General features: G+C 54.2%; 19 protein-coding genes. 15 read left to right on the top strand and 4 right to left on the bottom strand.

The window, feature by feature from the left end:
• Nucleotides 1-17: 17 nt before the first annotated feature.
• The gene (locus tag EGH24_RS12120; protein ID WP_142980402.1) at nucleotides 18-1,046 is read right to left on the bottom strand and encodes a Cdc6/Cdc18 family protein; all 1,029 of its coding nucleotides are present in this window, start codon (nucleotides 1,044-1,046) and stop codon (nucleotides 18-20) included.
• Nucleotides 1,047-1,431: 385 nt separating this feature from the next.
• Between EGH24_RS12120 and EGH24_RS15410 the strand changes: the two genes are divergently transcribed.
• Nucleotides 1,432-1,614 carry a hypothetical protein gene (locus tag EGH24_RS15410; protein WP_185903311.1) on the top strand — a complete coding sequence of 61 codons (183 nt, stop codon included), beginning with the start codon at nucleotides 1,432-1,434 and terminating at the stop codon, nucleotides 1,612-1,614.
• A 60-nt stretch (nucleotides 1,615-1,674) separates the two neighbouring features.
• Here EGH24_RS15410 and EGH24_RS12110 read toward each other — a convergent pair whose 3' ends face one another.
• The 3 genes from EGH24_RS12110 to EGH24_RS12100 form a co-directional block, all read right to left on the bottom strand.
• Complete coding sequence (locus EGH24_RS12110; protein WP_142980400.1) at nucleotides 1,675-1,971, bottom strand: DUF3006 family protein; 297 nt, start codon at nucleotides 1,969-1,971, stop codon at nucleotides 1,675-1,677.
• Nucleotides 1,971-3,407, bottom strand: a complete 1,437-nt coding sequence (locus tag EGH24_RS12105; RefSeq protein ID WP_142980399.1) for a lamin tail domain-containing protein — start codon at nucleotides 3,405-3,407, stop codon at nucleotides 1,971-1,973. The genes EGH24_RS12110 and EGH24_RS12105 overlap by 1 nt, the downstream gene beginning before the upstream one ends.
• 95 nt (nucleotides 3,408-3,502) lie before the next feature.
• Nucleotides 3,503-3,763, bottom strand: coding sequence for a hypothetical protein (locus EGH24_RS12100; RefSeq protein WP_142980398.1), 261 nt, complete (start codon nucleotides 3,761-3,763; stop codon nucleotides 3,503-3,505).
• Between the two features lie 220 nt (nucleotides 3,764-3,983).
• Here EGH24_RS12100 and EGH24_RS12095 point away from each other — a divergent pair, with 220 nt between their 5' ends.
• The 14 genes from EGH24_RS12095 to EGH24_RS12030 form a co-directional block, all read left to right on the top strand.
• Nucleotides 3,984-4,412, top strand: coding sequence for a hypothetical protein (locus EGH24_RS12095; protein WP_394348374.1), 429 nt, complete (start codon nucleotides 3,984-3,986; stop codon nucleotides 4,410-4,412).
• Entirely contained in the window at nucleotides 4,406-6,166 is a 1,761-nt protein-coding gene (locus EGH24_RS12090) for a hypothetical protein (protein ID WP_246057987.1), read from the top strand. Before EGH24_RS12095 ends, EGH24_RS12090 begins: the two co-directional genes overlap by 7 nt.
• Before the next feature lie 4 nt (nucleotides 6,167-6,170).
• Nucleotides 6,171-7,028, top strand: a complete 858-nt coding sequence (locus EGH24_RS12085) for a hypothetical protein (RefSeq protein WP_185903310.1) — start codon at nucleotides 6,171-6,173, stop codon at nucleotides 7,026-7,028.
• Nucleotides 7,029-7,030: 2 nt separating this feature from the next.
• Nucleotides 7,031-8,119 carry a hypothetical protein gene (locus EGH24_RS12080; protein ID WP_142980397.1) on the top strand — a complete coding sequence of 363 codons (1,089 nt, stop codon included), beginning with the start codon at nucleotides 7,031-7,033 and terminating at the stop codon, nucleotides 8,117-8,119.
• 12 nt (nucleotides 8,120-8,131) lie between these two features.
• Nucleotides 8,132-9,247, top strand: a complete 1,116-nt coding sequence (locus EGH24_RS12075; protein ID WP_142980396.1) for a hypothetical protein — start codon at nucleotides 8,132-8,134, stop codon at nucleotides 9,245-9,247.
• Nucleotides 9,240-11,441: a VirB4 family type IV secretion system protein gene (locus EGH24_RS12070; protein ID WP_142980395.1), complete on the top strand. Its 2,202-nt coding sequence runs from the start codon at nucleotides 9,240-9,242 to the stop codon at nucleotides 11,439-11,441. The genes EGH24_RS12075 and EGH24_RS12070 overlap by 8 nt, the downstream gene beginning before the upstream one ends.
• A complete protein-coding gene (locus tag EGH24_RS12065) occupies nucleotides 11,434-15,231 on the top strand; it encodes an ATP-binding protein (protein WP_142980394.1) in 3,798 nt (1,265 codons plus the stop codon). Before EGH24_RS12070 ends, EGH24_RS12065 begins: the two co-directional genes overlap by 8 nt.
• Nucleotides 15,228-16,109: a DNA primase gene (locus EGH24_RS12060; RefSeq protein ID WP_142980393.1), complete on the top strand. Its 882-nt coding sequence runs from the start codon at nucleotides 15,228-15,230 to the stop codon at nucleotides 16,107-16,109. The genes EGH24_RS12065 and EGH24_RS12060 overlap by 4 nt, the downstream gene beginning before the upstream one ends.
• Complete coding sequence (locus EGH24_RS12055; RefSeq protein WP_142980392.1) at nucleotides 16,106-17,617, top strand: primase-associated protein; 1,512 nt, start codon at nucleotides 16,106-16,108, stop codon at nucleotides 17,615-17,617. The genes EGH24_RS12060 and EGH24_RS12055 overlap by 4 nt, the downstream gene beginning before the upstream one ends.
• A gap of 629 nt (nucleotides 17,618-18,246) precedes the next feature.
• A complete protein-coding gene (locus tag EGH24_RS12050; protein WP_246057985.1) occupies nucleotides 18,247-18,798 on the top strand; it encodes a DUF7342 family protein in 552 nt (183 codons plus the stop codon).
• Nucleotides 18,799-19,155: 357 nt separating this feature from the next.
• The gene (locus EGH24_RS12045; RefSeq protein WP_246057983.1) at nucleotides 19,156-19,674 is read left to right on the top strand and encodes a DUF7342 family protein; all 519 of its coding nucleotides are present in this window, start codon (nucleotides 19,156-19,158) and stop codon (nucleotides 19,672-19,674) included.
• Nucleotides 19,675-19,959: 285 nt separating this feature from the next.
• Nucleotides 19,960-21,105 (top strand): Fic family protein, encoded by a 1,146-nt coding sequence (locus tag EGH24_RS12040; RefSeq protein WP_142980391.1) that lies wholly within the window; start codon nucleotides 19,960-19,962, stop codon nucleotides 21,103-21,105.
• A gap of 350 nt (nucleotides 21,106-21,455) precedes the next feature.
• A complete protein-coding gene (locus EGH24_RS12035) occupies nucleotides 21,456-24,080 on the top strand; it encodes an efflux RND transporter permease subunit (RefSeq protein WP_142980390.1) in 2,625 nt (874 codons plus the stop codon).
• A gap of 91 nt (nucleotides 24,081-24,171) precedes the next feature.
• On the top strand, nucleotides 24,172-24,636 hold a 465-nt coding region (locus EGH24_RS12030), incomplete at its 3' end, for a hypothetical protein (protein ID WP_221886738.1).

The following is a 24,636-nucleotide window of genomic DNA, read 5'->3' as shown; positions in this document are numbered from 1 at the left end:
CGATGAGCCGGTGGCACTTACGTCGTCGGTGACGGCGTCGCCTCCGTCACGAGTGTGTACTGACGATCCCGACTCGTTCCTTCGGCTACCAGCAAGTTGTATTGGCTCATCTTTGAGAGATACGTTCGGACAGTCCGCTTTGTCCGTGGATCCTCGACTTCCTCGACATACTCCTCGTAGATTCCAGTCGGACTCACTGGGCCGTCGTCTTTGATAATATCGTAGACGATCCGTTGATGCGGTGTCAGTGAATCCAGACTCTTTTGTCGAATCTGGGTTCGTGCAGCCGTCGCTGCATCACTCAGCATCTCGTCGGTAATCCGGCCGTGGGCTTCCCGATCAGCCGTGCTTGCTGCCGTCCGAAGAATCCCAATCGCTAGTCGAGCGTCTCCGGCCGCTGCGTCAGCAATCGAGTACAACTGCTCGTCGGTGATCACATCTTCTTCGAGCCCGCAGCGAACACGAGCAGAGAGAATATCGAATAGCTGCTCGTCGGCGTATTTGTCCATCCGGACGTGCTCGCTGGCTCGCAGTCGGCTCACAAGCCGGTCGTCAACTCGCCCGAAGAGATCCTCCTCGTTGTTAGTGATGCAGATCACAGCGAACTGTGGGAGGCTGTGGAGGTCGTAGATGACGCTCGTATCTTCGAGTTGGTCGGCTTCATCGAGAATCACGACTGTCCGATTACCATCGTACTGTTGGAGGCGGTCGATCAGTTCATCATGCGGTGTTGATTGGCGGTGAATATCGATAGTCCGGCCGATGTCATCGAGGATTTGATAGAGCGTTCGGAACCGTGTGTAGTTGCGCCAGCAATTGATGTAGGTCGCCTCGATATCGAGGGCTTCCTCACGGAGTCGTTCGGTGACGAATTGCGAGATACAGGTTTTTCCAGCCCCACTTGGACCAGTCACGATAGCCGTTTCAGCGGGATCACCGTCGGTGAGGGGACGAAGGACACTCGAAAGGTGGTTGACCTCCGCGTCTCGATGCTCGACCTCCTGTGGGACGAAGCCAGCACGGAGCACGCGAGCATCGCGGATCATATCCTATGTCACTGCTCGGGGACAATAAAAGCGTAACCGGGTGATTTCCGGAAACTTCGTGAATCACTCAGGGGGCCACAGTTGTCTTTGGGCTTCTGTCGGAGTCAACTCCTGTCTTTCTGCGTGTTCGATAGCCAACTCCCACGCTCTGTCTGCGATCTGAGAGTCAATGGCTTCGGCTTCGTAGCTGTAGCAAGCCAGGGCGACGGTCCGTATCAAGTCATCTTGAGCATCGGTCATGGGCCGGTGTGGCCCCATTTTCGTATTAAAACCTTCGTCAGTGAACTCCTAGCAGAAAATATCGATGTATGAAAATAGGATGACGGAGCTAATCGAGTGTCGCTAGGACACGTATATCGCTCTCAGAGTATTGTTCTCGTTGAGTTTGGGCACCACATTCCTGAAGGAATTTATCGAGACGATCCGCAAGAGAAGACGCATCATCTCCATCGATATGAACGATCAGTGTCGGATGTATCCTTTCGTCGTTGTCGATCACAAGCGAGATGTCTTTGAACTCATTCGGCTGTCGATATACTTCGAACTCGTCGTCAATTTGGTCAGCTAAATCACTGAGAGCGTCAGTAGGCTTCTCTGTCATGGGATTTGATATTGAATTGTCCTACCGCTACTTATCATCCTTCGATGGCGGCCGTTCAGACAATGAATCGAATCGATCTTGCGCTGTGGCTTTTCGGTCAGATGTCTGCTCTGGTTGATACGACGCCGTCTGTATTGTTCCGTCCTCAATAGTAACCGAGAGGATGGCATCGGCATGATGTCCCGAGTCAGGGAGGGTCTCTGCGTCGAGCACTGCATTACCTTTCTCTACTCCGTCTTGTTCGAAAAACACTGTTGCGAGGCCATCTTCGATAGCATCTACGACGGCTGTATAGGTGCCATCTGGGAGTTCAATATCTGGCATCAGTACGTTTCCTCCAGTATAGTGTTACCATCTGCGTTCTGGACGATGATAGTATCGCCCCCGTTGTTCCAGATCGGAGAGCCCGACCCCCAGTAGAGATCTGTGTCGCTGTTGGTGCCACTCCCAGTTCGGACGGTAATTGTTGCTTGGGGATCGACAGTGACCCCATCGGGGATAGTGTAGCTCCGTCCAGCTGCATCTTCGAGTGTCCACCCGCTGATGTCGAGTGGTTGCTCACCGGTGTTCTCGAAGGTAATATACTCGTCATTGAGGTTCTCTCTATCGTCGCCCTGGGCGTCTGCGTTGATGTCCGCAATCTCGAAGTTTGTCTCTGACCCGCCAGTGGAGATCGTTTCCTCATCGCTGCTGTCAGTCCTCTCTGAGTCATCTACATCAACTGGCGGTGTGCCATCGCCAGTGAGCACCAGTCGCTCGGCAACCGCGCCGGTCGTCCCCGGAGAGATGGCTGTGCCGTCTCGGAGTGCAGATGGTGCAGCCGGCGCGGGTTGTTGTGTCTGCACCGACACGGTCGTTCCATTGCTGACGAAGACGGTGTTTCCATGCGTGGCCGTCCAGAACGTGGGTATTAATCGATCAGCAAGCCGCTGGAGGACCGTCTCGGTTGGATGGCCGTATTGTGAGTCGTAGGCACTGGAGATAACGACTGTCTGTGGGGTAACCGTATCAAGGAACGGTTCACTCGATGAACTGGACGAGCCGTGGTGGCCGGCCTTCAGCACGGTTGATTCTAGTTGGCTGCCATAGGTATCGACGAGGTAGGACTCTTGATCATCTTCAGCATCACCTGAGAGCAGAAAACTCGTCTCACCGTGGGTTATTTTGAGCACGATGCTATTTTCATTCCGAGCGCGATTTTCGAGATACGGATCGGGTGGCCCGAGGACTGCAACATCGGTTGTCCCAAAGTCGATTGTATCCCCTTCCCGCGTCTCATAGAGCGTCACGTCGTAGGCCTCGACTGCATCAAGGTATTCCTCATAGGTTTGGGTGCTGGCGGCGATTCCGGGATCATAGATCGCGCCGATACCGTTGGCTTCCGTTTCGAAATACTCGATTACGGCTGCGTTCCCGCCGATGTGATCGGCATCATTATGCGAGGTGACGAGGTGATCGATGCGATTGATATCCTGTGCTTGGAGATACTGCAGAACGTACTCACCGTCATCGTTGTAGTGGCCGGTATCGACGAGCATCGTGTTGCCATCAGGGCCGATGATGAGCGTACTGACTGACTGGCCGACATTGATGTAGTGAACTTCAACCGTTCCGTTTGCCGTCGTCGTTTCAACGGTCGGCTCATCAGTGGGCTCACCATCAACGGCTGGAGCGTCTCCCGGGAGAGCACCTCCACAGCCAGCGAGGAATATCAGCCCAACCACCAGCAGAATCTGCGTTCGACCACCTGCTTCAAGCATACTAGTAGCTGGGGTGCCGCTGAATTAAGTTTGTGTCACTCCGAGCAATTTCCAGAGAAGAGATTCCACATAATTCGAGATTGAGAATTAGCACTTCAATCGAGATCGAGGGTTTCGTAGTCAGCGTCGTCAGCAACCGCTTTCCGCCCTAGCTCTGTGATCCGGAAGGCTGGTTCCTCGGGATGTCTCTCAGCCAATTCGTGTTCGACATAGACTGGACCGCGTTGTGAGATCCACTGACGGCTGAATTCAGTGTTTATCTCCAGATTTTTCGCTGTGTGCCAGCCCTCGTATTTGGCCAACTCTTCGAGAATATACGGATCAGCCGGTACAGCCCATTCAATAACCGGATACATACCAATTAGATATTGATTGTCGGGTGTGAGATATATATCATTCGATAATATTCTAGACAGTATATTAAGATGCTTACTAGTGTCATCGAAAGCTATAGTTTACGTTCGTATGTTCAAATTTATATAGCGGTTGCTCAGTAGTAGCTCTTAGAGCCGATTCCGTGCTTCCACTTTGCTCGAAGAGTATTGGTGGCAGCGGAATGGCCACCACTACCCATACATGTCAAAGATTGACGAATTATCCTTACAAGAATACTGGCCTGTTCGTCCTTATCGACAACCACACAGAAAACTAGCCTTCGCAGCACTGACAACCCTCCTGGTGTCGAGTGTCGCTGTTGGGCCCGTTGCAGCACAAGTCCCCTTACAGAGTTCTGTGTGCGATGCGCAGAACCTTCCTGGCATTATCGAGGGGTTCTTCCAGATTACGACTTCCCTCGGCATCATGGGGCTGGTCGTGATCTGGCAAGCTGATTCACTCGTCGATATGTTTACCCTTGATCCCGAGCAGAAACGGGGACTCAAACGTCACAAGCGGTCGGCGATGAAGTCGGCGGTCATTCTGGTAGTCTTAGGGCCGTTGTATACGGTCGCTGGGCCGATCATGGGACTGCCATTGGCTGAGTGCGTGAATCTCGTCCCGTGGTGAACACGGGATCGCTCCCGGGTAGAAACCTATTGGAGGGGCCTCGCAGCGTGATACTCGGTCTTCTCCTCGTAGGGTGTATAGCCACAGGCACCGTCACGGCAAGTCCGCCACAGTCAGGAACAGCTGCAAATGGGCTTAGCGCGAATGAAACGGCGACACTGTGGTCTGGCGACGCTGATCGCTACATTACTCAAGAGGAGTACTTCCAGCAATACGGGACTGAACGCTCGACACCAGCCCAGGTCGCCAACGGAACTGATATCACGTTCAAGCGACCGCCTGCCACTGCCGAAACGTGGACGCGGAATGATTTCACAGACCTCAACGCCGGCGGCACTCAGACGTCTGTGTATCCCGCTCACGCTGATCTCGAAAGTGGGACGTACATCAAGGATGCCCATGCGACAGTGTTCGCAGTGCAGCCATCGACCCGTGGTCACCTCGACTTGGATACCACGCCACTGTATATCGCTCCGAAAGGGGAGATGCGGGGGTTCATCGATTATCGCATTCGCGTTCCCGATGGTGATTCCTCGGGGAGTCGAACCGTCAATTGGGCACTCATCGGTCACTCGATCCAAGAGACTCGTCTCATCGTCGACGGCGATACAATGTCCAAAACAAGTGGCTCACATTCGCCGGTGCTTCCGTATCAGTTCGGTGGTGCCCGAAGTGAACGGCTCACGCTTGAAGCAGACATTACCACCCGACTGAGGAAAACAACACGAGTTGACCGGGGCAACTACACTGACGTCTACGTCGATTTTCCAACCGAGACGCGGACGGTTTCTGACTCAATTGACGTAGAGATCTACGATCCATCGGCGACGGTCTCCTATGCTGAGTACCCCAACGGCGATCGTGGAGTTGCGATTTTTCACTCCCGTCCATGGCAGGGCTATACGCTCACTGAAAATGGAGAGGCAACGGTCAGAGGTGTCTGGCGATTCTATACGGCACGGGATGCTCGCTGGGACCACATAGTAACCGCAGATCGGTCTGGACGTACCGAATCCGAGTCACCGGCACTCCCAGTATATGTTCACGCCTATCCTTCCGACATTGGTCCACGCGCCGAGCCTGAACGCGATGGGCCGATTCTCACTGGTACGTGGGGTGATGAGCGAAACTCTCCTGCTGATTCGATGGACGAGGACATCAACGTCGAGGTGGTTACTGAGTCCTACACGCCGACTGATGGTGTCGCTGTACGGGCGAACACACTTGATCGGGAGGCACTGCGTGTTGGTGGTATTGTCCGCGGTGTTCAGGCATCGCTCATTGAGCCTCCGGCTGGCTATGAGCGTGATCTTCGAGAGAGTAACCTCTCGATTGGCGTACTCACACAGAACGATACACACGCAACACTCCAGGTTTCACTCCGGGATAACAAGACTAGCGAGGCGATTGCGCTCAACACTGACGACCGGTTGAGCCCGTTCGGTGGGGATCTCGGTCGCGGCTATATCACCGTTGACGATCAGCAGCTGGTAACCAACGAATCTGGAGTGGCGTTGCTCACTGTGGACTCGCCGGGATTCTATACTGCGACATATCAGCCCGGCTCGTGGCTTACGCACAATCCAGCGTACGTGGGAACCACTGCAACGACTCGATGGCACCCACTCAGTACGTTTGATAGCTGGGTTGGAATTGTGCTCAACGCAGGCTGGCAACTCATTCCCTTCGCTGTGATGTTCTATGCCGGCCATCGATTACTTCGGATGTTCTGGCCTTCGGAGTTCTTCAATTAGACCTATGAAACACTCATATTCAGACCTTAGCAGACGAACCGTCTCACGAACAATTGCAGGTGCGGCACTAGCAGGCCTTGCTGGCTGTCTCGGTGCGGGTGGATCTAGTAATTCCGATAGGAATACTAACCCGCTGGCGAGTCACGACCTGATCAAACACGTCGGCATCCAAGGAATGACGCTAGTTGCCGAACTCGCTGCCGGTGCCGATATCGACCGAATCAATCTGATTGAACCAAACGGTGAGTTCGTTGGTCAACGTCAGGTTGCTGGTGGTACCCAGCGTGTTTCGTTCGAACTTAGACCAGCCTATACCCCCGGAAAATATCGCTTAGTCGGATTGAAAAATGAGGAGGAGGTGGCAGATGTTTCGTACGGTATCCAGCCCGATCTCCGAATAGTGGATGTTGGGATCGGGAAATATCATCCTGATCGAATGTGGAATGGGTCTAGCAGAGATACCGATGATGAGGCGTTTGTAGCTGTAAAGAATCGAGGTACTGGGCCCGATATAATCTCAAAACTACTCTTCATTGGGGATGTTCCGTATCCCTCTGACGAGGATGGAACGAACTATGAAAATAACGACAGAGTGAGTGGAATATACGATCCCAGTTCTGACTCAGAGCAAGCTGAGGTTGTTATCGCTGCTGGAGACCAAGTTACCCTCTACAGTTCTCGGTCACCATTTGCATTCGTTCCGGGTGCAGGAGTATCTTGTCTGGCGCAACCCCAGAGCGGCCAGTTTGAACTCATACTCGAAAATCAGGTTCAAGAAACCAAAATTTCGAGAACGTATGATATCGAATATTCCGCGTCTAGCGAGTTTGATTCCTGTGATATCGACATTGGTGAGGTATAGCGATGGTCGACCTCATCGATGTAATTCTAGAGGGGTTCAAAGAGGCTGTCGACTGGGTCATTGGCCTCTTTGTAGATGGATTGGAGACCGGTTACGATACTCTCACACAAGCTGCGTTTGGAACTCCAATCCCGGAAACAAATGGCGCATTCGTCTTTGGCACCCCTACAAATAGCCCTTGGCTGGCTATACGAGACAGTCTGGTCGGTGGCGAAATAATGCTCATTTCGTTACTCCTGCTGGTAATGAGTGTCCAAGGGCGACATACTATTCAAATATTCAATATTGGAAGTGCTTACGAAGCTAGAAAAGCAAAAAAGACTGCTTGGGTTGGTGCGTTCCTAATTATCACTTGGTATTGGTTGAGTGTTCTAGGTCTCTATATTGTAGATGGATTCACAATCGCCCTGATGCCTAGTCTCACTTCGTTAGGCAGTATGATGCTTGATTTCCTCAGAGCCACTTTGACCAATCCCGGATTATCATTCGTATTTGCATTTATTGGAGGAGTTTCTATGTGGGCTCTTCAGGCACTATATTACATCCGTGAGATTCTTCTCTACGTCTATGTATTTGGGATGCCAATTGCACTGGCAATCGGATATGGTAATATACCCGTTCTTTCTGACATTGCGATGGGGTTCTCCAAGAGGTTTGTTCCCCTTGCCGTCCTCCCTCTTCCTGCAGCGGTTGTATTCAAAGGATATGATTTGCTATATTCGCAAGGAACACTTCAACCAAGTACACCGTTCCTGAGGCATCTTGTAGCGGTTTCCCTCCCAGTAATTGCGCTGTACGTCACGTGGAAGACGTTCAAATATGCGACACCACTGACTGCCAAAGTTATTGGCGGGACGACGAAGACTGCGGCTCTCGTCGGTGGGGTCGCCGCCGGCGCATATGTCGGTGGGGCTGGCGTTGCGACGACTGCTGCCCGATGGGGGCCGAAAGCCGCCGCGGGGCAGGCCGTCGCCCAGCAATTTGAAACCCGGAACACTGACACAGCGACTGAATCGTCCAGCGAAGCGACTGCTGAACCGAACCCTGCGCCCTCCTACCGGCGCACGGAACACGACCGCGGTATCTACTGAGGACTCACACTAATGGATCAAGACGCAGCAGCACGGCGGATCATGGACCAGTTCGGCGACGAAAGCCGTATTCCCTATCTCAACATCGAGGAAGGCGACGTTGGCGTACTGATCGCCTTTCCGATTATCGGCCTTCTCATCGCCGGCCTCATCGGGGTTGACTCACTTGCTCTCCCCTTCGTGGTTGGCGGACTCGGCTTGGGATTTGCAGTGATCTACGTGACACCCGATCACGTGAATGCATGGACGTGGACAAAAGACGTCTATCGATACGTCAAACGCCCCCGAGTGACGTTCAATGCTCCACTCGAAGCAGACGCTGACACGAATGAGACAGTCCGTAATGAGGGTGGGCTCGCCAACTACTCACCGTTCAAGCCCGACGAACGAACGCAGGATTTGACTAATATCGAACGGGCATGGCCGGGAGCTGGTGCGATCCAACGTGCCGACGGGACGATGGAAGCGTTCATCGAGATCGATCCTGGGAATATGGATTTCGCCATGTCGGATGATTGGGCACAGCTGCAAGAAGCGGGCGAGGGATTTGCCAATAAAGAACTCGACTCCAAACTTAAGCTACATGCGACAACCCGTGCGTTTCCAGTGGAACAAATCACTGAGACCATCGAAGCGCGGCTCAGTGATGACGATGTAACGGAGAATACGGTTTTTCGCGAACTGCTTGAAGAATACCAAGAGACACGGCCCCGCGAAATGCGCGATCGGGGAACCCAACAGATGCGATATTACCTCGGTGTCGAGGTGACGCCGTTGGAGATCTATGATCGATTCCGCGATGAGGGGACCCCAGCCGAGAAACTGACTGGGATTCCAGTCATTGGATTTCTGTTCAACCCGTTTGTGACGCGCCGAGAGGACTTCACCGATGTCGAACGCCGCGTGAAGATGTTCGAGAAGCTTGATAGTCGGGTAAATGACCTCCAGACGGGATTCATCCAACAGGCCTCTGGGTGGTCTGCTCGCCGGCTCAGCACTGTTGAGTTGTTCGTGTTGAATATGGACTTCTGGAACGGCCGCGGGCACGATCACGGCGATGCCGCCGATGTGATTCGACAACAGCCGATTATCAACCACGCACGCCGGGAGGATGCAGCCGATGAATAGCGTGGTTTTGCAGTCCTCTCTGGTGCTACTGGCTCAACTTACTGAGTATCTTCAGAATCCTACGACAACAGAGGGCGCACTAGTATATCTCGTGATCCTCGTCGGTGTTGGTGCTGGGGTACTCATCTGGAAGAAATATACCAGTGAGGACGAGCCCGAAGTCGAGTTCAGCGATCTCCTGGATGAAGAGACGCTTGAAGCTGGTGCAGTCGAGGGCCAACTATTGGATGACATCTCGGAATCACACAAAACGGTGACCGCGCCGGCGGCCATCGAATGGAATACCCGAGCGGCCCATGTCGGCGAGCAGTGGACATCAACGCTGTATATTGCTGATTATGCTGATTATCCAAGTGATGGGTATCTGAGCGATCTGTTCGAGTTGACTGATGTCGAATTCGATCTGACGACGCATGTAACGCCAAAGAACCAACAGCGCGCCCGGAATGAGCTCCAAGATATCGCGGATGACCTGCAAGTAGACGCAGATCTCGAACAGAGTATTCGAGGATCATATCTTCAAGAGCGAGCCAACGAGGCCGCACAGACCTACAAAGCCGTCGAGAATGGTGCGAGCGTCTTTGGTCAAGCACTCTTCGTGACGGTTCGAGGATCGAATAAAGAAGATCTGGAGGATGCTGTCCGGAAAGTCAAAAGCGCGCTCCGAGATGAGCCGGCGAATCTCACGCCAAAGACAGCCATCTGTCGGCAGGATCTCGCCTTGCAATCAGCCGCACCGATCGGAGCCAATCGCTTCGGTCGTGATTCAATCGCTCTCGGTGGAGCTGTCGGTGCCTTGCTGGCTTCACCACACAATGCGACGATCCTCGAAGAGGGCGGAGTAGAGTTCGGCATTCACAAGGACAACCAGAGTCCGGTCGTCATCGACCCGTTTGCTCGCGATAACGGGTATGCGATGTTCACGGTGGGCGATACCGGTTCAGGGAAGTCATTTGGCTCGAAGCAGAATTTCATTCGCTCTATCGAACAGAGCAAAGACCGGATCGGCATCATCCTTGAACCGCTGAATAACTGGGCTGGCGTCTCCGAGGCTCTTGATGCAAAACGAATCACGGTTGGGGGGACGCTTGGATTGAATCCCTTGGAAATCCGCCAGACGCCCGATCACGTCCAACGGGCGATGGGCGAGGATGCGAGTCCGTTCAACGAGAAGCTCGACGACGCCATGAGCTTCCTGACGAACTTCTTTGCCCTCCGTGGCATCTCACTTGGTGATCGCCGAACAACGCTAGAGTTGGGCCTCAAGCGCGCCTACAGACGCAACGAGATCACCGACGACATCTCGACACACGGGAATCCGAGTCCGACGATCCGAACGATGATGGATCTCTTCGAAGAGATGATCGACAACCCTGAGGAGTTTGTCGTTCGTTCGGATGAAGAGGCCGGGAAGATCCGCGACGACGCAACATGGCTCCTCGATCAGCTTCGCCCCTTCGAAGAAGATGGTCGACATGCGAATCTCGGCAAAGCCTCCGAGTTCGACATCCGCGACGAGAAGGTAATCTACCTCGATCTTGCCCAACAGGAAGGCAGCGTCGACAGCAGCACCGCACTCACGATGCAGTTGCTCATCTCGCTTGTCTACGAGCGGGCTAAGGAGACGGACAAAGAGGTGGTCTTCGTTATCGACGAGGCTCGCTACATCATGCAGGACGCTGCGAGTCTCTCATTCTTGGAGACCGTCTTCCGGCATCACCGGCACCATGACCTCTCGATTCGACTTGTTACGCAGACTGTCGATGAGTTCTTCGAGCATGCGGAATCGGAGGCAATATTGGATCAGTGTGCGGTCAAGCAGTTCCATCGCCTCGATGGGATGGACGATGAGTGGGCTGCTGAATTCGGGCTGAATTACGCCCAGATGCGCTACGTACAGGATGCCGTTCCCGGGAACGAGGAGGCTGGCTTTTCGGAAGCCCTCGTCGGCGTCGATGGTGAATGGCGTGGCATTCGGGTCGAAGCAATGGCGAACGAAAAGCAAGTCATCGACTTCGATCCGAGCAACGGCTGGTCAACGCTCCCCGGTGCTGGTGAGGGTTCTATCGAGGCGGATACTGAGCGATTCGGAGAGCAGTTAGACACGCAATCAACCAATGGGGATAGTCAAAAAGCAGATGTCGCACCTCCGAAGCCAGATGGAGGGACACTGGAGGGTGAGGACGATGCGTGAGTACCTCCGTGTGACGCCCACATCTGAAGATCTCAGTCCCGAAGGCATTCCACGAGTTTTCGAGAGCCTGCACAAACTGACGACAGCTGGTTCAACAGGTCTCACTCAGAAGTTGAACCCACTGCATGCAGAGATACCCCTTCGATTCGAGTTTCTCGCACTCAGTGATGGACAAGATGAACCAGTCGAGTTCTATTATGGGGTTGAGGATCATCTTGATACGTTGGAAAAGCGTCTTCATTCGATCTATCCCCAGACCTTCGACATTGAACGAGTTGAACTGGATGTGGAATCACGACTCATTCAGCCGGTCGAATTCTCCAGAGCTGAATTCAGAGACCATTATAAGCGGGGCCGATTGCTGTACGAATTCGCTGACGATGAACTGTTGGAAATTGACGAACAAGATCAGCGTGAAGCAACTGAAGAATTTCCAATTGTAGATGGTGGAACGGCAGCCAGTTCACGTTTCGATCATTCAATCGAGATCGATGATATCGAACTCAAGCTTGCACCGCCAAGTGGAATCCCTACTGAGGGTTCGCTCTTTTCACTCGAAAAGCCAACAGTAACATCGGATGGAACTATTCTCGCCCGTCCTGCCATAGAGGATGTCTCACCAATGGGGGTGCGATGGTGTGGATCTGCTACCCGGAAGAAAGACTGGATGACCTCGTTAACACCGTTTCCCTCTGGAGACGCAACGGAAGCACTGCCGGCTGTCGATCACGCGGGCAGTCCGCTGGCGTCACTCATCGACCACATGATCGAGGCCGCCGCTCCCGTGGCGTTTCAAGTTGTCTTCCAACGTCGAAACGGCTGGCAGGCGGATGCTGGAATTCGAAGAGAGGATTTGATTGATGGGCGAGACACGTTCTCCCAAGAGATCTTCGGCTCGATTTTTGAGATCAACGATCAGCGGCGGGATGAAAAACAGCTTACCGAGTCTGTTGCAAAGCGGATCGAGTATCTTGATGCGAAAAATTCGAAGCGTTCGTTTACAGCCAATATCCGGGCAATCGGCATTCCTCCTAGCGACGTGACGGCTGCTGACCTCTCAAATAAGATGGATTCACTCTGTTCGGTATTCGATCCCGTGGACGGCCCGTTTTACGAAGTCGAAGGGCAACGAATCCGCTCTCGTGGGCTTCGTACGAAGACAAAAGAGAAGAACGCACGGGCTACGCTCAGCCGAATCCTTGACCGCGAGCTCGTCACTGGTCGTGGTAAGGCCCGTCCCGACTTCGTATTGGGTAGTACGGAACTCGCCAACTTTGTCGTCATTCCTTCCTCAGAGCAGCTCACAGTCGAGGGGACACGAGGAACTCGTGCCGAACAGCAAAGTCGAAATCCGCTCCCGTGGCCCAATCCGGATTTAATTCAGCAGTTCCAAGAGGGCATGGCTATTGGCTATGCTCTCGATCAGAATGGTGCTTCTATCTCCGATCCGATTCGTGTCCCACCAGAGCTCTTGACGACACATTTCGGTCGATTTGCGTCAACTGGTGGTGGCAAATCAAAGGCGATCATCAACGACGCCCTCTCGCTGCGAGAAACAACTGGCGGGCCTGTCGTGATCGTCGATCCGAAGGGCGACGGTATGTGCCTGAATTACCTCCGATGTCACTACGAGCGGTTCGATGGCTTGGATGATGTCTACCAGTTCCGTGTCCCCGAGACGCTGCCAGCGTTCTCGTTTTTCGATATCCGGCCAGCTCTCGAAGCAGGACGCAATCGCGAGGATGCAGTCCAGGACAAAGTTGACCACTTTCACGATATCATGCGGATGATCATGGGTCGTGAGCAGTACGGCCAAGCGTTTGTCGCCAACGAGATTCAAAGCTACCTGATCAAGGCCCTCTTCGATAGCGAGTACGGTACTGACGTCTTTGGGCTTGACGACCTCTTCGAGGCGGTTCTCGATATGCAACGAGAGCGTATTGTGCCACCAGTCAGTGGGGCTAATCAGAATGTCGAGGAATCGCTGACGCGGCATTTTGCGAAAGACGACCGCCAGTTCCAACTGTCGATGGACGCCGTGGGGAATCGCCTCGATAAGCTCCGAGAGGATACCCACCTTCGGCGCATCTTCAGTCATGCACCCCACCGAGATGACAGCGGCGAGTACGTCGATACTCATTTCGACTTCCGTGACATCCTTGAGGAGGACGTTACGATTCTGTTTGACTTGGGGGATATTCGTCCAGAAGCACAGCGGGTGATTACGCTGTTGCTGTTGAGCAACCTCTGGGATGCAGTTCAGCTACGCCGGCGTGATGGGAAGAAGAGCTACGAGAAACTCACCAACCTCATCATCGAAGAAGCTGCTCCTGTTGCGTCAACAAAACTCGTTTCCGAACAGTTGCTACCACAAGGTCGGTCATTCGGTCTCAGCATGGGCCTCGTCATGCAGTTTCCGGGGCAGGTTCGAAATCGGAGTCAGCGGGCCTACGACGAGGTACTCAACAATATCAAGACGAAGCTTATCGGGAACATCTCGATAGAAGCCGATCTCGCCAGGTCGCTTGCCCATGAGGATTTGAGCCCGACGGATCTGCGAAACCGGATCAATACGCTCCCCAGTGGTGAGTGGATCGCCCAGTTACCGAGTCCGTCGTTTGGCGAGACAGGGCCATCGCCATTCTCAGTGAAGCCATTGCCAATAGCCGCTGGCCACCCAGAGAGCGACGAGCCGCTTACTGACGAACAAGCAGATCACTTTGAGACCGTTGCACTACCGCGATTACGGCGGCTCACTGAGGCTCGCTATGGCCTTACAAAGAATCCCGATACGTCAGCTTCGTCCGAAGATGAAGGATGGGGAAGCACATCCGCTAATAGAACTGCCAGCCCCCCGAATTCGACCGTCGCTGCTGAGCCGAAGGAATCCTCGTTCATTGGGCAGGCGACCACACGTTCAGATATCAATGACGACCATGAGACAAGCACTGATCCTACTGAGTCGATGGTTGCGCCCACGGCTCACCCAGAGCCGACAACGCCTCCAACAGAGGCGGATTCATTCCCTGTGGCGGAAAGGTCATCCTCACCAATCAAAGCCGGTGGTGGAACTGTCTCTGATGAAGAACTCAACCAACGTGGGCTTACTCACGACGACGTGCGGTTTCTGACTCGTGTTCTTGCGGTAATGAATGGTGAATCGACGGAGTACACGCTATTGGACTCAATGAGTTCGTTCAAAAACGAGTTCGAAGATCTCGACATTCAACGGCTCGTTGAGCAGTCTCTGGTGGATGAAGGGCGAGCTTGTGGGCGGAAGTACTACACTGTCCTGCCGGCAGGACGAGAACTACTCGGCGAGAAACTCAAAGTCGGTCCTGATGTGGGAGATATCGGCGAGAAAACCCCACACAAGGTTGGTGTGAGGCTGCTTGAACGATGGTTAGATGCTCAAGACGACGTTGCGACGGTCAAACGCTACTACCAATATGACGATGAGACGGTCTTCGACATTGCTGGCTTCGATACCGAGGGAACACTCATCTGGGTCGGCGAAGCGGAACTTGCGAGCAATAACAGACATGCGCCCGTTGAGGACTACGACAAGCAGAGTAAGGTGGATGCAAAGGCTATCTGGGCATTCAATCGGCGGGAGACGGCCGTCGAAGTATTAGATTGGTTAGCTGAGGCCGACCGTATCGAGAGTAGCGTCAGTGGCCGCACAGCGCGCTCATTCAGCGACATTCGTGAGGCTGTCGAGGAGTTAGCTGCACCGGGGTTGACGACGATTCGCAGCTTCAACAATCTCGACAAGGAGTTCAACCAATGACGTGGCGACAGGCGACACGCGAGGAGATCTATACCTACTACACAGAGGCGTTCCCCTCGTATGTTGACCAGCTCCCATCGTTCATTACGTCGCGTGGGCCGAAGCAGTATGCCCTTGCATTTCGGGAGCCACACCCAGTCCGGAAAGATGGAGTCCCGGCGAAGGACTTCATTCGTCGGGATACATGGCAGACGAATTCCTCGGGAGATCGCACAAAAGCCGCATTCAACGAGTTCGGGGATGTCGTCAAATTCATTCGCCACCCGGCTCGGAATGATCCACTCGGAAAGAGTCAGTTCGCCCTCGCTGATCCCGATCTACTTGAGAAGCCTGCACCCAGTCCTGATGCCGTGTATTATGCGCTCGATCACTGGGAGCGGCCGTGGGTACTGCTCGTCGATATCGATGCTAAAGAGATAGCCCGACAACGAGCAGCACAAGCAGTCGGAGACGACGTTGGTGAAGTAGACTCTGAGGCTCTCCTGAACCGTGCAGGGATTCTAGAGGCCGATCCAGCAGGCTATCCGTATGCATTCGAGGATGTTGAGCGTAGTATCGAGTATGGGTTTGCAGTTCGGGATATCTTCCAGGACGATTTCAACGCCGAGGAGACGATGGTTGTCTACAGCGGTCAAGGAGTTCATATCTATCTGCTTGATACCGATTTGGCCAACCGATACGACGCGAAGAGCCGAGAGGTGCTGAATGACCTCTTGCAGGAAACCTATGAGATCCCAATCGATCCAGTAGTAACCGCTGACCGCCGGCGTGTTGCCCGTCTCCCCTATTCTTTGCACGCTGATGTGTGTAGTGTTGTTCAGCCAATCGAGAGCCCGAATTTCGATATTCGAGCTGCGACGCCAGAGGTTCTCCAATGAGTATGTCGACGCCTGCTGATGATGAGAGTGATGCCTACCGAGTTGCTGCACTTCCGCTCGAATCCAGCAAGACACGCATCAACCAACTGTTCACGCGAGGCTATGACCGCTATATTGTCGATGGGAACGACCGACCAGAAGACCTGTTGGACGACCTCGAACGGTTCGGCACGGCAGCGTTCAACAAAAAGCGTAGAACTGACGCTGCAGCGGAGCCCTTCGTCGATGAACCGGGGATTTTGGCTGTTCTTGCGACACTGAGCGGAATCTGTGTCAAGGGCCATCCGAAATTCGAGGATGTACCACCCCGTACCATTCAGGTGCTCTACGATATTCGAGAGCTCTATGTCAACAATCTCTCGTCGCTCCTTCGAGAATTCGGTGAGGCAAGCCTCCAACAGGATATTGCCGAGGTACTGTATTCGAAAGATCCCGGAGAAGACGGCCCACATCCCGGACGTGTCTGTACGGCAATAACAGAAATGCCAGAATTTGGTGAGGGGCTGTATCTCGAAATTCCGATGGCTGCTGCCTCTCGAAAATGTCTCGTTCGTGCCGAGAGTGAAAGCGGCGAGTCCGGTGAGTTACTCACTCAGGTGAAGAACAATCGACTCTACGTTCCGGTCAGCGATTTCGATACCAAGTATCGAGAGTACGCCAAACGTGCGTTCAAGAAACTGCTGTGGGTTCACGAGAACAACCTCTCAGAAGATCAACTGACATGGCTGACGACCAACGAGACGGCGATTACGGAGCGTATTGATCGCTTTATCGAAACCGGACACAACGAGCGTATTTGGCGAAACTGGGATCCCGGTGAACGGACAATTCGTGTGCTTCGAGACGCAATTCGAGATGCTCCAGATGAGACCGTTGTACTCGGTGAGTTCTATTCAGCGAACGCTCTCTACGATGCAATGGATGCTTACGAACCGGATGCAGAGTGGAAGCGAACCGTCTGTAGCCGGATCTCTAGTCCACGAAGCCTTGGGAATATTCTCGGTTCACATCGTGAGCATCGAAGCCTCACGATTCGAAAGGAGGGCAATACCAACCACTATCGGATTCAGCAGTCAACAGGTAGCGTTCAGCCCATTACTGTCGATGCAATCGAGGATCTCTTCGAGCTGCCTTGCATGGCGAACATGGCTGAGCGACTTGCTGAACAGAAACCCGTCCGGAAAGACCTCTACAATTTCGCTCGGATGGTGATGTGGCTCCCGCAGTACCAAGAGAGTGATTTGGATACCATTGTGGAGGATCTCAAAGACGTCTTTTCTCGCTGGTCTTGGTATGACGAGCAGGTTACGGACTATCAGCTGCGCTATGAATTTTCGAATACAATTGGTGGAAACACACCGCTTCCGATGAACTGTGGCAACGATGACATGCAGCGGTATTGCATCGGCGAAGACCAATGTCCACACTCGATCTGGGGAAGTCTCCCCTTCCCAGATGAGATGTATGCCCAGTTGGATGAGTCGGATTTGACTGGGAGTGAGTTCTGACCCTGTTGGATCACATACCAGAATTTGCATGTTTTCGTTGTGAGACCGGAATACCTTGATTGCAGAATCCGTCGGGCACTTCTCAGAGCCTCTAACTGCCGGTATTTGCAGAATAGGATGTTTTGATCTTCTAATCGCGTTTGAGTCTGATTTGAGAGTCGATCAGTCTTTCTCGTGATTCTCTTTCACTTAGCTTAATTTGGCTGATTATAGGCGTTTCAACCCCTCGTCGGGCACAATTAGCCACATCAACTTTTTCGTGATTGCGTCGGGGTCATCAAAACGAACAGAGAAGTGCCCGACGGGCCTCTCGGCTGATCTGCAGCCGTGGTGAACCCCTCTGTACCTCTAAAATACTCCAAAGAAAGGGTAGGTACAACGGTGCAAACGCCGGTGGCTCTCTCTGGCCGAAAGGCCATCTGGAGATTAATCTATCCGGTTGATATATCAACGAACACTCAGCGGATACCGGCCCAATTTGTTTTGCGATGTGTCCCTTCTTGGAGGGCGAAATAGCGTTGACCAATAGTGTCACCTACTACTCAGCCCCTCAACTCGCTTGCAATCAAATACTAACTATTCCATACTAATACGAAATTAGTAGTATATGGCTGGCGAAGACTCTCCCAGTGAGTCAGAACAAACCGAAGTGGCCCTCCGGAGTGGATGCAGCAGAACGTGTCCGCCACGTTGCGCTGACACAGACTGAGCCACAGAATGCGGGTTGGATCGCCACCGAGGCAGACGTCTCTCGGGATACAGCTGTGAAGTATCTCACTCGGATGGTGGAGCACGGCGATCTCGAAGTGACCGAAACAGCCGACGGCACCTGCTACAAACCAGATACCGTCACCCAATTCCTTCAAGAAGTTCGTCAACTCGCCGAAGAGAACACACTAGCAGAACTCACCCAGGAACTCAACGCGATCAGTGAGGAAATTGAGGGGTGGAAGGAACGCTTCGAGGTTGACTCGCTCACCGAACTGCGCCAAACCATCGGTAGTGAGGATCTTACCGGCGAGGATCGTCGCGAGCGGTTAGCAATAATCGAAGAGTGGGAGTACAACAAGGAGATACGCGAATCGATCCAGCTCGCGATCAGTCTCAAGAGCTCGCTGTCGACACTCGGGATTGACTCGTTGTCTGCTGACTCGTCGACAACACTCTCGCAAGAAGGGTAGTCAGTAGATTATCCTGTGGAAAATTGCATCCGCTCCTTTCGTGCAAAACCTGTACGGTTGGCTGACCGCCGGCACGTTTACACACCCTGGTTCATTCTCACTTGGTATGGATCTTGAAGAGACCGTCGACTACCTCGCTGAGGAACTCGATCTTGAGCGAAGCGAGCACGTTAGAGAAGTTGGCCGATCGGTCGCAGAGCTTCGTGATTAGTCAGACGCTCTTTAACCAACAGTGGTCGCAGTCCCAATACGCTGTTGGTTAAGAAATTAGAATGGCATATCTGACGAGGTACTCTTATCTGGATATTATATTTCCAGTACAGTAGATATATGTTCTAACGGGTCGAACATACGAGTATGCCCGACAACCCTGATCGAGATTCTGAGGATCTCCAGAACTCGATGACACGTGGAGAGCGGGTCCGTGCGGCCGCACGAACGATTCGGACGCCCCGTAGTGCATCTTGGATAGCTGGTGAGACAGATGTCTCGGTGAAGACTGCACAAAAATATCTTGAGCAGCTCGTTGAGGACAATGTTCTATTGAAGACCCAGCAAGGCGATCAAACGCTGTATTGTGTTGACCAGCTGATGGCGACCTATCGTGAAGTCGCCACACTCCAGCGCGAACACGACCGTTCAGAACTCACTTCCGCTCTTGAGTCGATGAGTAGCAAAATCACCGACTGGAAAGCATCATACGGGGTTGAAACGCCAGGCGAACTCCGAGCAGGTATCGCAGACTGTGAGGATCCAACCGAGATCGAGGATCGTCGGGAGGTTGCGAACGAGTGGGAGCATCTCGAAGATCGGATTCTCATTGTTCGAGCAGCACTCAACGAGTACGGCTTGGCTGCCAAACACGATTCTATTTGAGTCAAACTTCCCAGTTGAGTTCAGATGTTCTATCGGCAAACTGTTCTATGTAAGTTGCCTGTGAGTACCAGTAGATGTGCAACAGCAGCGCGATCGTGATACAGTAGCCCTGAAATCTCCAGCTTTAGTATACTGGTATATAAATACACTATACATAGGGGTCGGCCTCTCGTTCGCAAGTATACTATTCACCCTTGATCTTTCACTATCGTGCTTGAACAGTTTCTATGTATACCCACTATAAAAACAACTATACCAATAGAAACAGATAGTGGTATCACAGAAATGCCCACGAAAGAGCTCCCCGATAGTGCACCGGGAGAATATGTCTCCTATCATCCGAATCCATACTATTCACCGGAGCCGCTCCCAGTAGAGCCGAAGCTTGAACTCTCCGAGAAGACACACGATCTGGTGGCCGATGCAGCATATCAAATCGGTCGTGTCGACGGCATCAGCTCGACGGTCGACTTCTCAACTGTTCTGTATACCTCTCTCATACGTATCGAGGCCGTCGAGTCAGCACGTATCGAAGGGGCAGATGTCGCATATCAAGATGTCGAAGCCTACCACACAAAGCATCCCGATGGCGGGGATACCTCGACAATCAAGAAAGACCTGAAAGAGGCTCTCAATTACGAGAGTGCACTCACATACGGACTCAACAGCATTGAGAGCGGAGCGTCGATCACACTCTCACTTCTCACTGAACTCCATTCGATGTTGCTTGCGGATGTCCGAAACGAGGGTGATGTCGTCGGTGACTTCCGCGACCATATGGTTCATCTCAGTAGCCCACAGTCGGGACAGCGTCCGTTCGTCCCACCGACTCCGGAGGGACTCACTGGACTCATGAAATCACTTGAATCCTATATCCAGATGGGGGGACAGTATCATCCCCTCGTCGATGCCGCCATCATTCATTATTTCTTTGAGACAGTCCATCCTTTCTCGGATGGAAATGGTCGCCTCGGTCGATTACTCATTATTCTGTATTTAGCGAGCGAAGGGTACCTCGAAAGTCCATACATCTATCCGAGTGCGTACTTCAATCGGCACAAAGTCGAGTACGTCGAGCGGATGCGTGCGGTGAGCGAGAACGGGGCCTGGAATGAATGGCTCACGTTCTTCCTCGAAGGACTCAGAAGTCAAGCTGAGACGTCGTATGATCGGACTCACCGACTGAGAGATCTCCAAGCCCGGTATGAGAAGGAGTACCCCGGCAGCACAAATACGGACACGTTTGCTCGGCAGTTACTCCAGTATCCGTATTTTACGGCCCCAGACCTCGTGGAGTATCTTGACGTCTCACGCCGGACTGCCTACAAAGTCGTTGATGACCTCGAATCGGATGGCCTCATCGAGGAAGTGACTGGGAAAGAACGTGGGAAGGAGTACAAAGCAGTCGATGTGTTCGACATCTTGGAGTAAGATCAGCTTCCAGTTGAGCTGTCGTATATATCTGTGAATTTCTGCTCGCCGCGGATTAACCAACATTTGCTGGATTGTCCATCGTTTGTTGGTTACTGGGGTCGACACCGCGCCGACATCTACAGAGATCAATCCGCCGATCCGCTAACATTTTAGAACTAGTTTAGAGTTTAAACATATTCATATACTACATACCGCTAACCTCGGGTAATGATGTTGGGGAAACAAATAACCGATGACAACTCTCTTCGTGCTGTGAGTGGCTTCGGACGACAATTTTCTCGTCGACTGAGTTCCCGCCATAGGGAGGCCGGTCGAAAGAGGTGGTGGAAACAGGCGGTGGCCCGCTGATGGATATGTTCGACCGTCTCGGCGAGGCGATCACCAATCACAGCCGGGCGCTCATCGTGGTGATGCTGGTGCTCACGGCTGGACTGGCTCTCGGACTCGGGAACATTCAGGAGCAGGGGGCTCTCAGCGGCCTCTCGGAGGATACGGCGGCTGCTGAAGCCAACGCGGAGATCCAAGAGCGGTTCAGCGACAACAATGTGAACACGACCTCCACCGCGATCGTTATCCGAAACGATGAGGAGAACCTGCTGTCCCGGGAGGCACTGTTGCGGAGCCTCAGGTATCAGCAGGCACTCTATGAAAACAAGAGCATCAACGCGACGCTCGTCGATGACGAGCCGACCTTCGGGATCGCCAACATCGTCGCCCAGGCCTCGATCGCGGCCGACCGCCGCGGAACGGTCGACGAGCAGACGCTCGTCGGCTGGAACGAGGAGTCGGGCGTCGTCGAGACGAGCGCGACGGCCGACAACTGGCCGACGCCGACGCTCGACGAGCAGATCGACGAGGTGGAGTCGATGGATCGGTGGGAAGTTGAGGCCGTCCTCGAAGAGGTTCTCGATCCCGACAGCGATTCGGCGGCGACGCAGGCGGCCTACCAGCTGCTTCCCGAGGACTACTCGCCCGGCTCGCTGTCGACCGACAGCCGAATGCTGCTTCTCACACAGGAGACCGAGACACAGATCAGTGCTGCCGCCGAGATCTCGACCGAGGTCTCGAATGCGCAGGGGAATGCGCGCGCGATCGCCTACGATCAGGAAACCGACCACTACGACGTCTACGGCACGGGCCTCGTGAACTACGAGCAGAAATTCGTCATTCAGGACAGCTTCGGTATTCTCGGCCCGCTGGTGTTGCTGTTCGTGGTGGTGGCGCTCTCGTTGGCCTACCGTGATGTCGCCGACGTCGCCCTCGGGTTGGTCGGTGTCGTGGCCACGTTATGCTGGACGCTCGGCGCGATGGGCTGGCTCGGGATCAACTTCAACCCAGTGATGATCGCCGCCCCGATCATCCTGATCGGCCTGTCGGTCGACTTCGCTCTCCACGTCACGATGCGCTACCGCGAGGAGCGACAGGCCTCGAAGGCTGGCGTTCGGCAGGCGATGTCGACCGCGCTGACCGACCTCGGACCGGCGCTCGGCCTGATTACCATGACGACGGCGATCGGGTTCCTGTCGAACTACACCAGCCCGCTGTTGGATCTCCGGGATTTCGGTATCGTCACCGCGATTGGGATAGTCTCGACGCTGCTCGTCTTCGGACTCCTGATTCCCGCGCTCAAGCTCGAACTCACATCGGTACTCACACGCTTCGGCTGGGACAGCACGCCCTCGCTGCCGGGATCGCGGGGAGCCACCCAGCACCTGCTCCACGGCGGGTCGACGCTCGCCTCGCGGACGCCGGTCGCCCTGCTGGTCGCGGTGCTGTTGCTGACCGGCGGGGCCGCATATGCTGCGACCGACGTCGAGCTGTCGGCCGATCAGGAGCTGTTTATGGGTGACAACCCACCCGAGGTGACCGAGAGCCTCCCGGCGTCGATCGAACCCGGCGAGTACTCGCTGAAATCCGACCGCGCGGATATCTACGCGGACTTCCAGCCGCCGTACAGACAGGGATTCATTCTGGTCACTGGCGATGTTGCGACGCCGGGGGCACTCGACCGCGTCGACGACGCGAGAGACGAGATCAATGACTCGGATGCGGTCTACGAGTCGGCGACCGACGAGCCAGCAATCATCACTCCGCTGTCGGAGATGCAGGCGGTCGCTAAGACGGACCAGTCGTTCAACGAGACCTTCGAGCGGGCAGATACGACCAATGACGGGATTCCGAACCGGAACATCCAGGAGGTTTACAACGCCTTCTACCGGGCCGACGAGGACCGTGCGAGCCGCGTCCTCGACCGGACCGACGAGGGCAACTACACCGCGATGAGCATTCAGATCGGCACCGACGGCAATGCGGATCGGAGCGCGGCGACGACGGCCGTAGACGATGGGGTCGCGGTGTTTGCTGGCGAACTCGATGCGGTCGGAACCGGGAGCTTCGTCGTCGAGGAGCAGCTCAACACGCGGCTGTCGGCGACGCTGATACAGAGCCTCGCCGTGACGATCCTCGCCGTGTTGGTGATTCTTACCGGCGCGTTCTGGCTCAAGGAACGCCGTCCGACGCTCGGTCCGACGACGCTCGTGCCCGTCTTGCTGAGTGCCATCTGGCTGTTCGGAACGATGGCGCTCCTCGAGATTCCGATCAGCATCATCACCGCGATGGTGGGCAGTATTACGGTCGGGATCGGCGTCGACTACAGCATCCACGTCAGCGAGCGCTATTGGCACGAACGGAAGCACGGCCGGAGCATAGACGAGGCACTACGGCGAACCATCGCAGGCACTGGCAGCGCGTTGATGAGCAGTGCGGTCACGACGGCCGTCGGCTTCGGCGTGCTGGCGTTCGCACTGCTGCCCTCGCTGCGGCACTTCGGGTTCGTCCTCGCGGTGGGCGTCGTCTACTCGTTCGTGACGGCGGTCTACGTCCACCCGAGCCTGCTTGTGGTCTGGGAACGCTACGTACTCGGTTCGGAGACCGTCGTTCGTCTCGCCGAACCGATGGAGGGTGACACATGAGTTATTTGAAACGTCAATCCGTCGCCGTCGACCGGGACAGCCAGCCGAAAACAACCCCTGTGTCGTGTGACTGTATTGGAGGTGTCTGTGCATGAAACAGAATCCGACGCGGCGGAGGTTCCTTGCCGGATCGGTGGGGGCGATGTCGACGCTCCCCGTCGGGACCGCGAGCGGTGAGATCTGGGACGATGAAGACGACTTCTGGGATGACGATTTCAACGACGATGATGACCGACCTGACTGGAACGACCTCTGGCGTGCAATAAACGGAACTGAGACGTATCTCCGCCGGGAGTTGTCGGACGACAACACTTGGTACGAAGACGACGATCTGACACATTGGGACACGACGGTTCGGTTCGAGGGGGCCACGGATCTCAGAACCACCGTCTCCTACGCGCTGTTGACCGACCAGATTTGGGGAAACGAAGATGAACGTGACGACGCTCTCTCGTATCTGCTTGACCGGCGGTCGACCGACGGCGGCTGGAACGACACGGTAACCAACTTCGGGATGCTGCTGCTGTTCCACCAGATGGACGACCACCAATACGAG

The sequence above is a fragment of the Halonotius terrestris genome (assembly GCF_006861665.1).
Classification (GTDB): domain Archaea; phylum Halobacteriota; class Halobacteria; order Halobacteriales; family Haloferacaceae; genus Halonotius; species Halonotius terrestris.
This window is presented reverse-complemented; position numbering and strand designations above follow the sequence as displayed.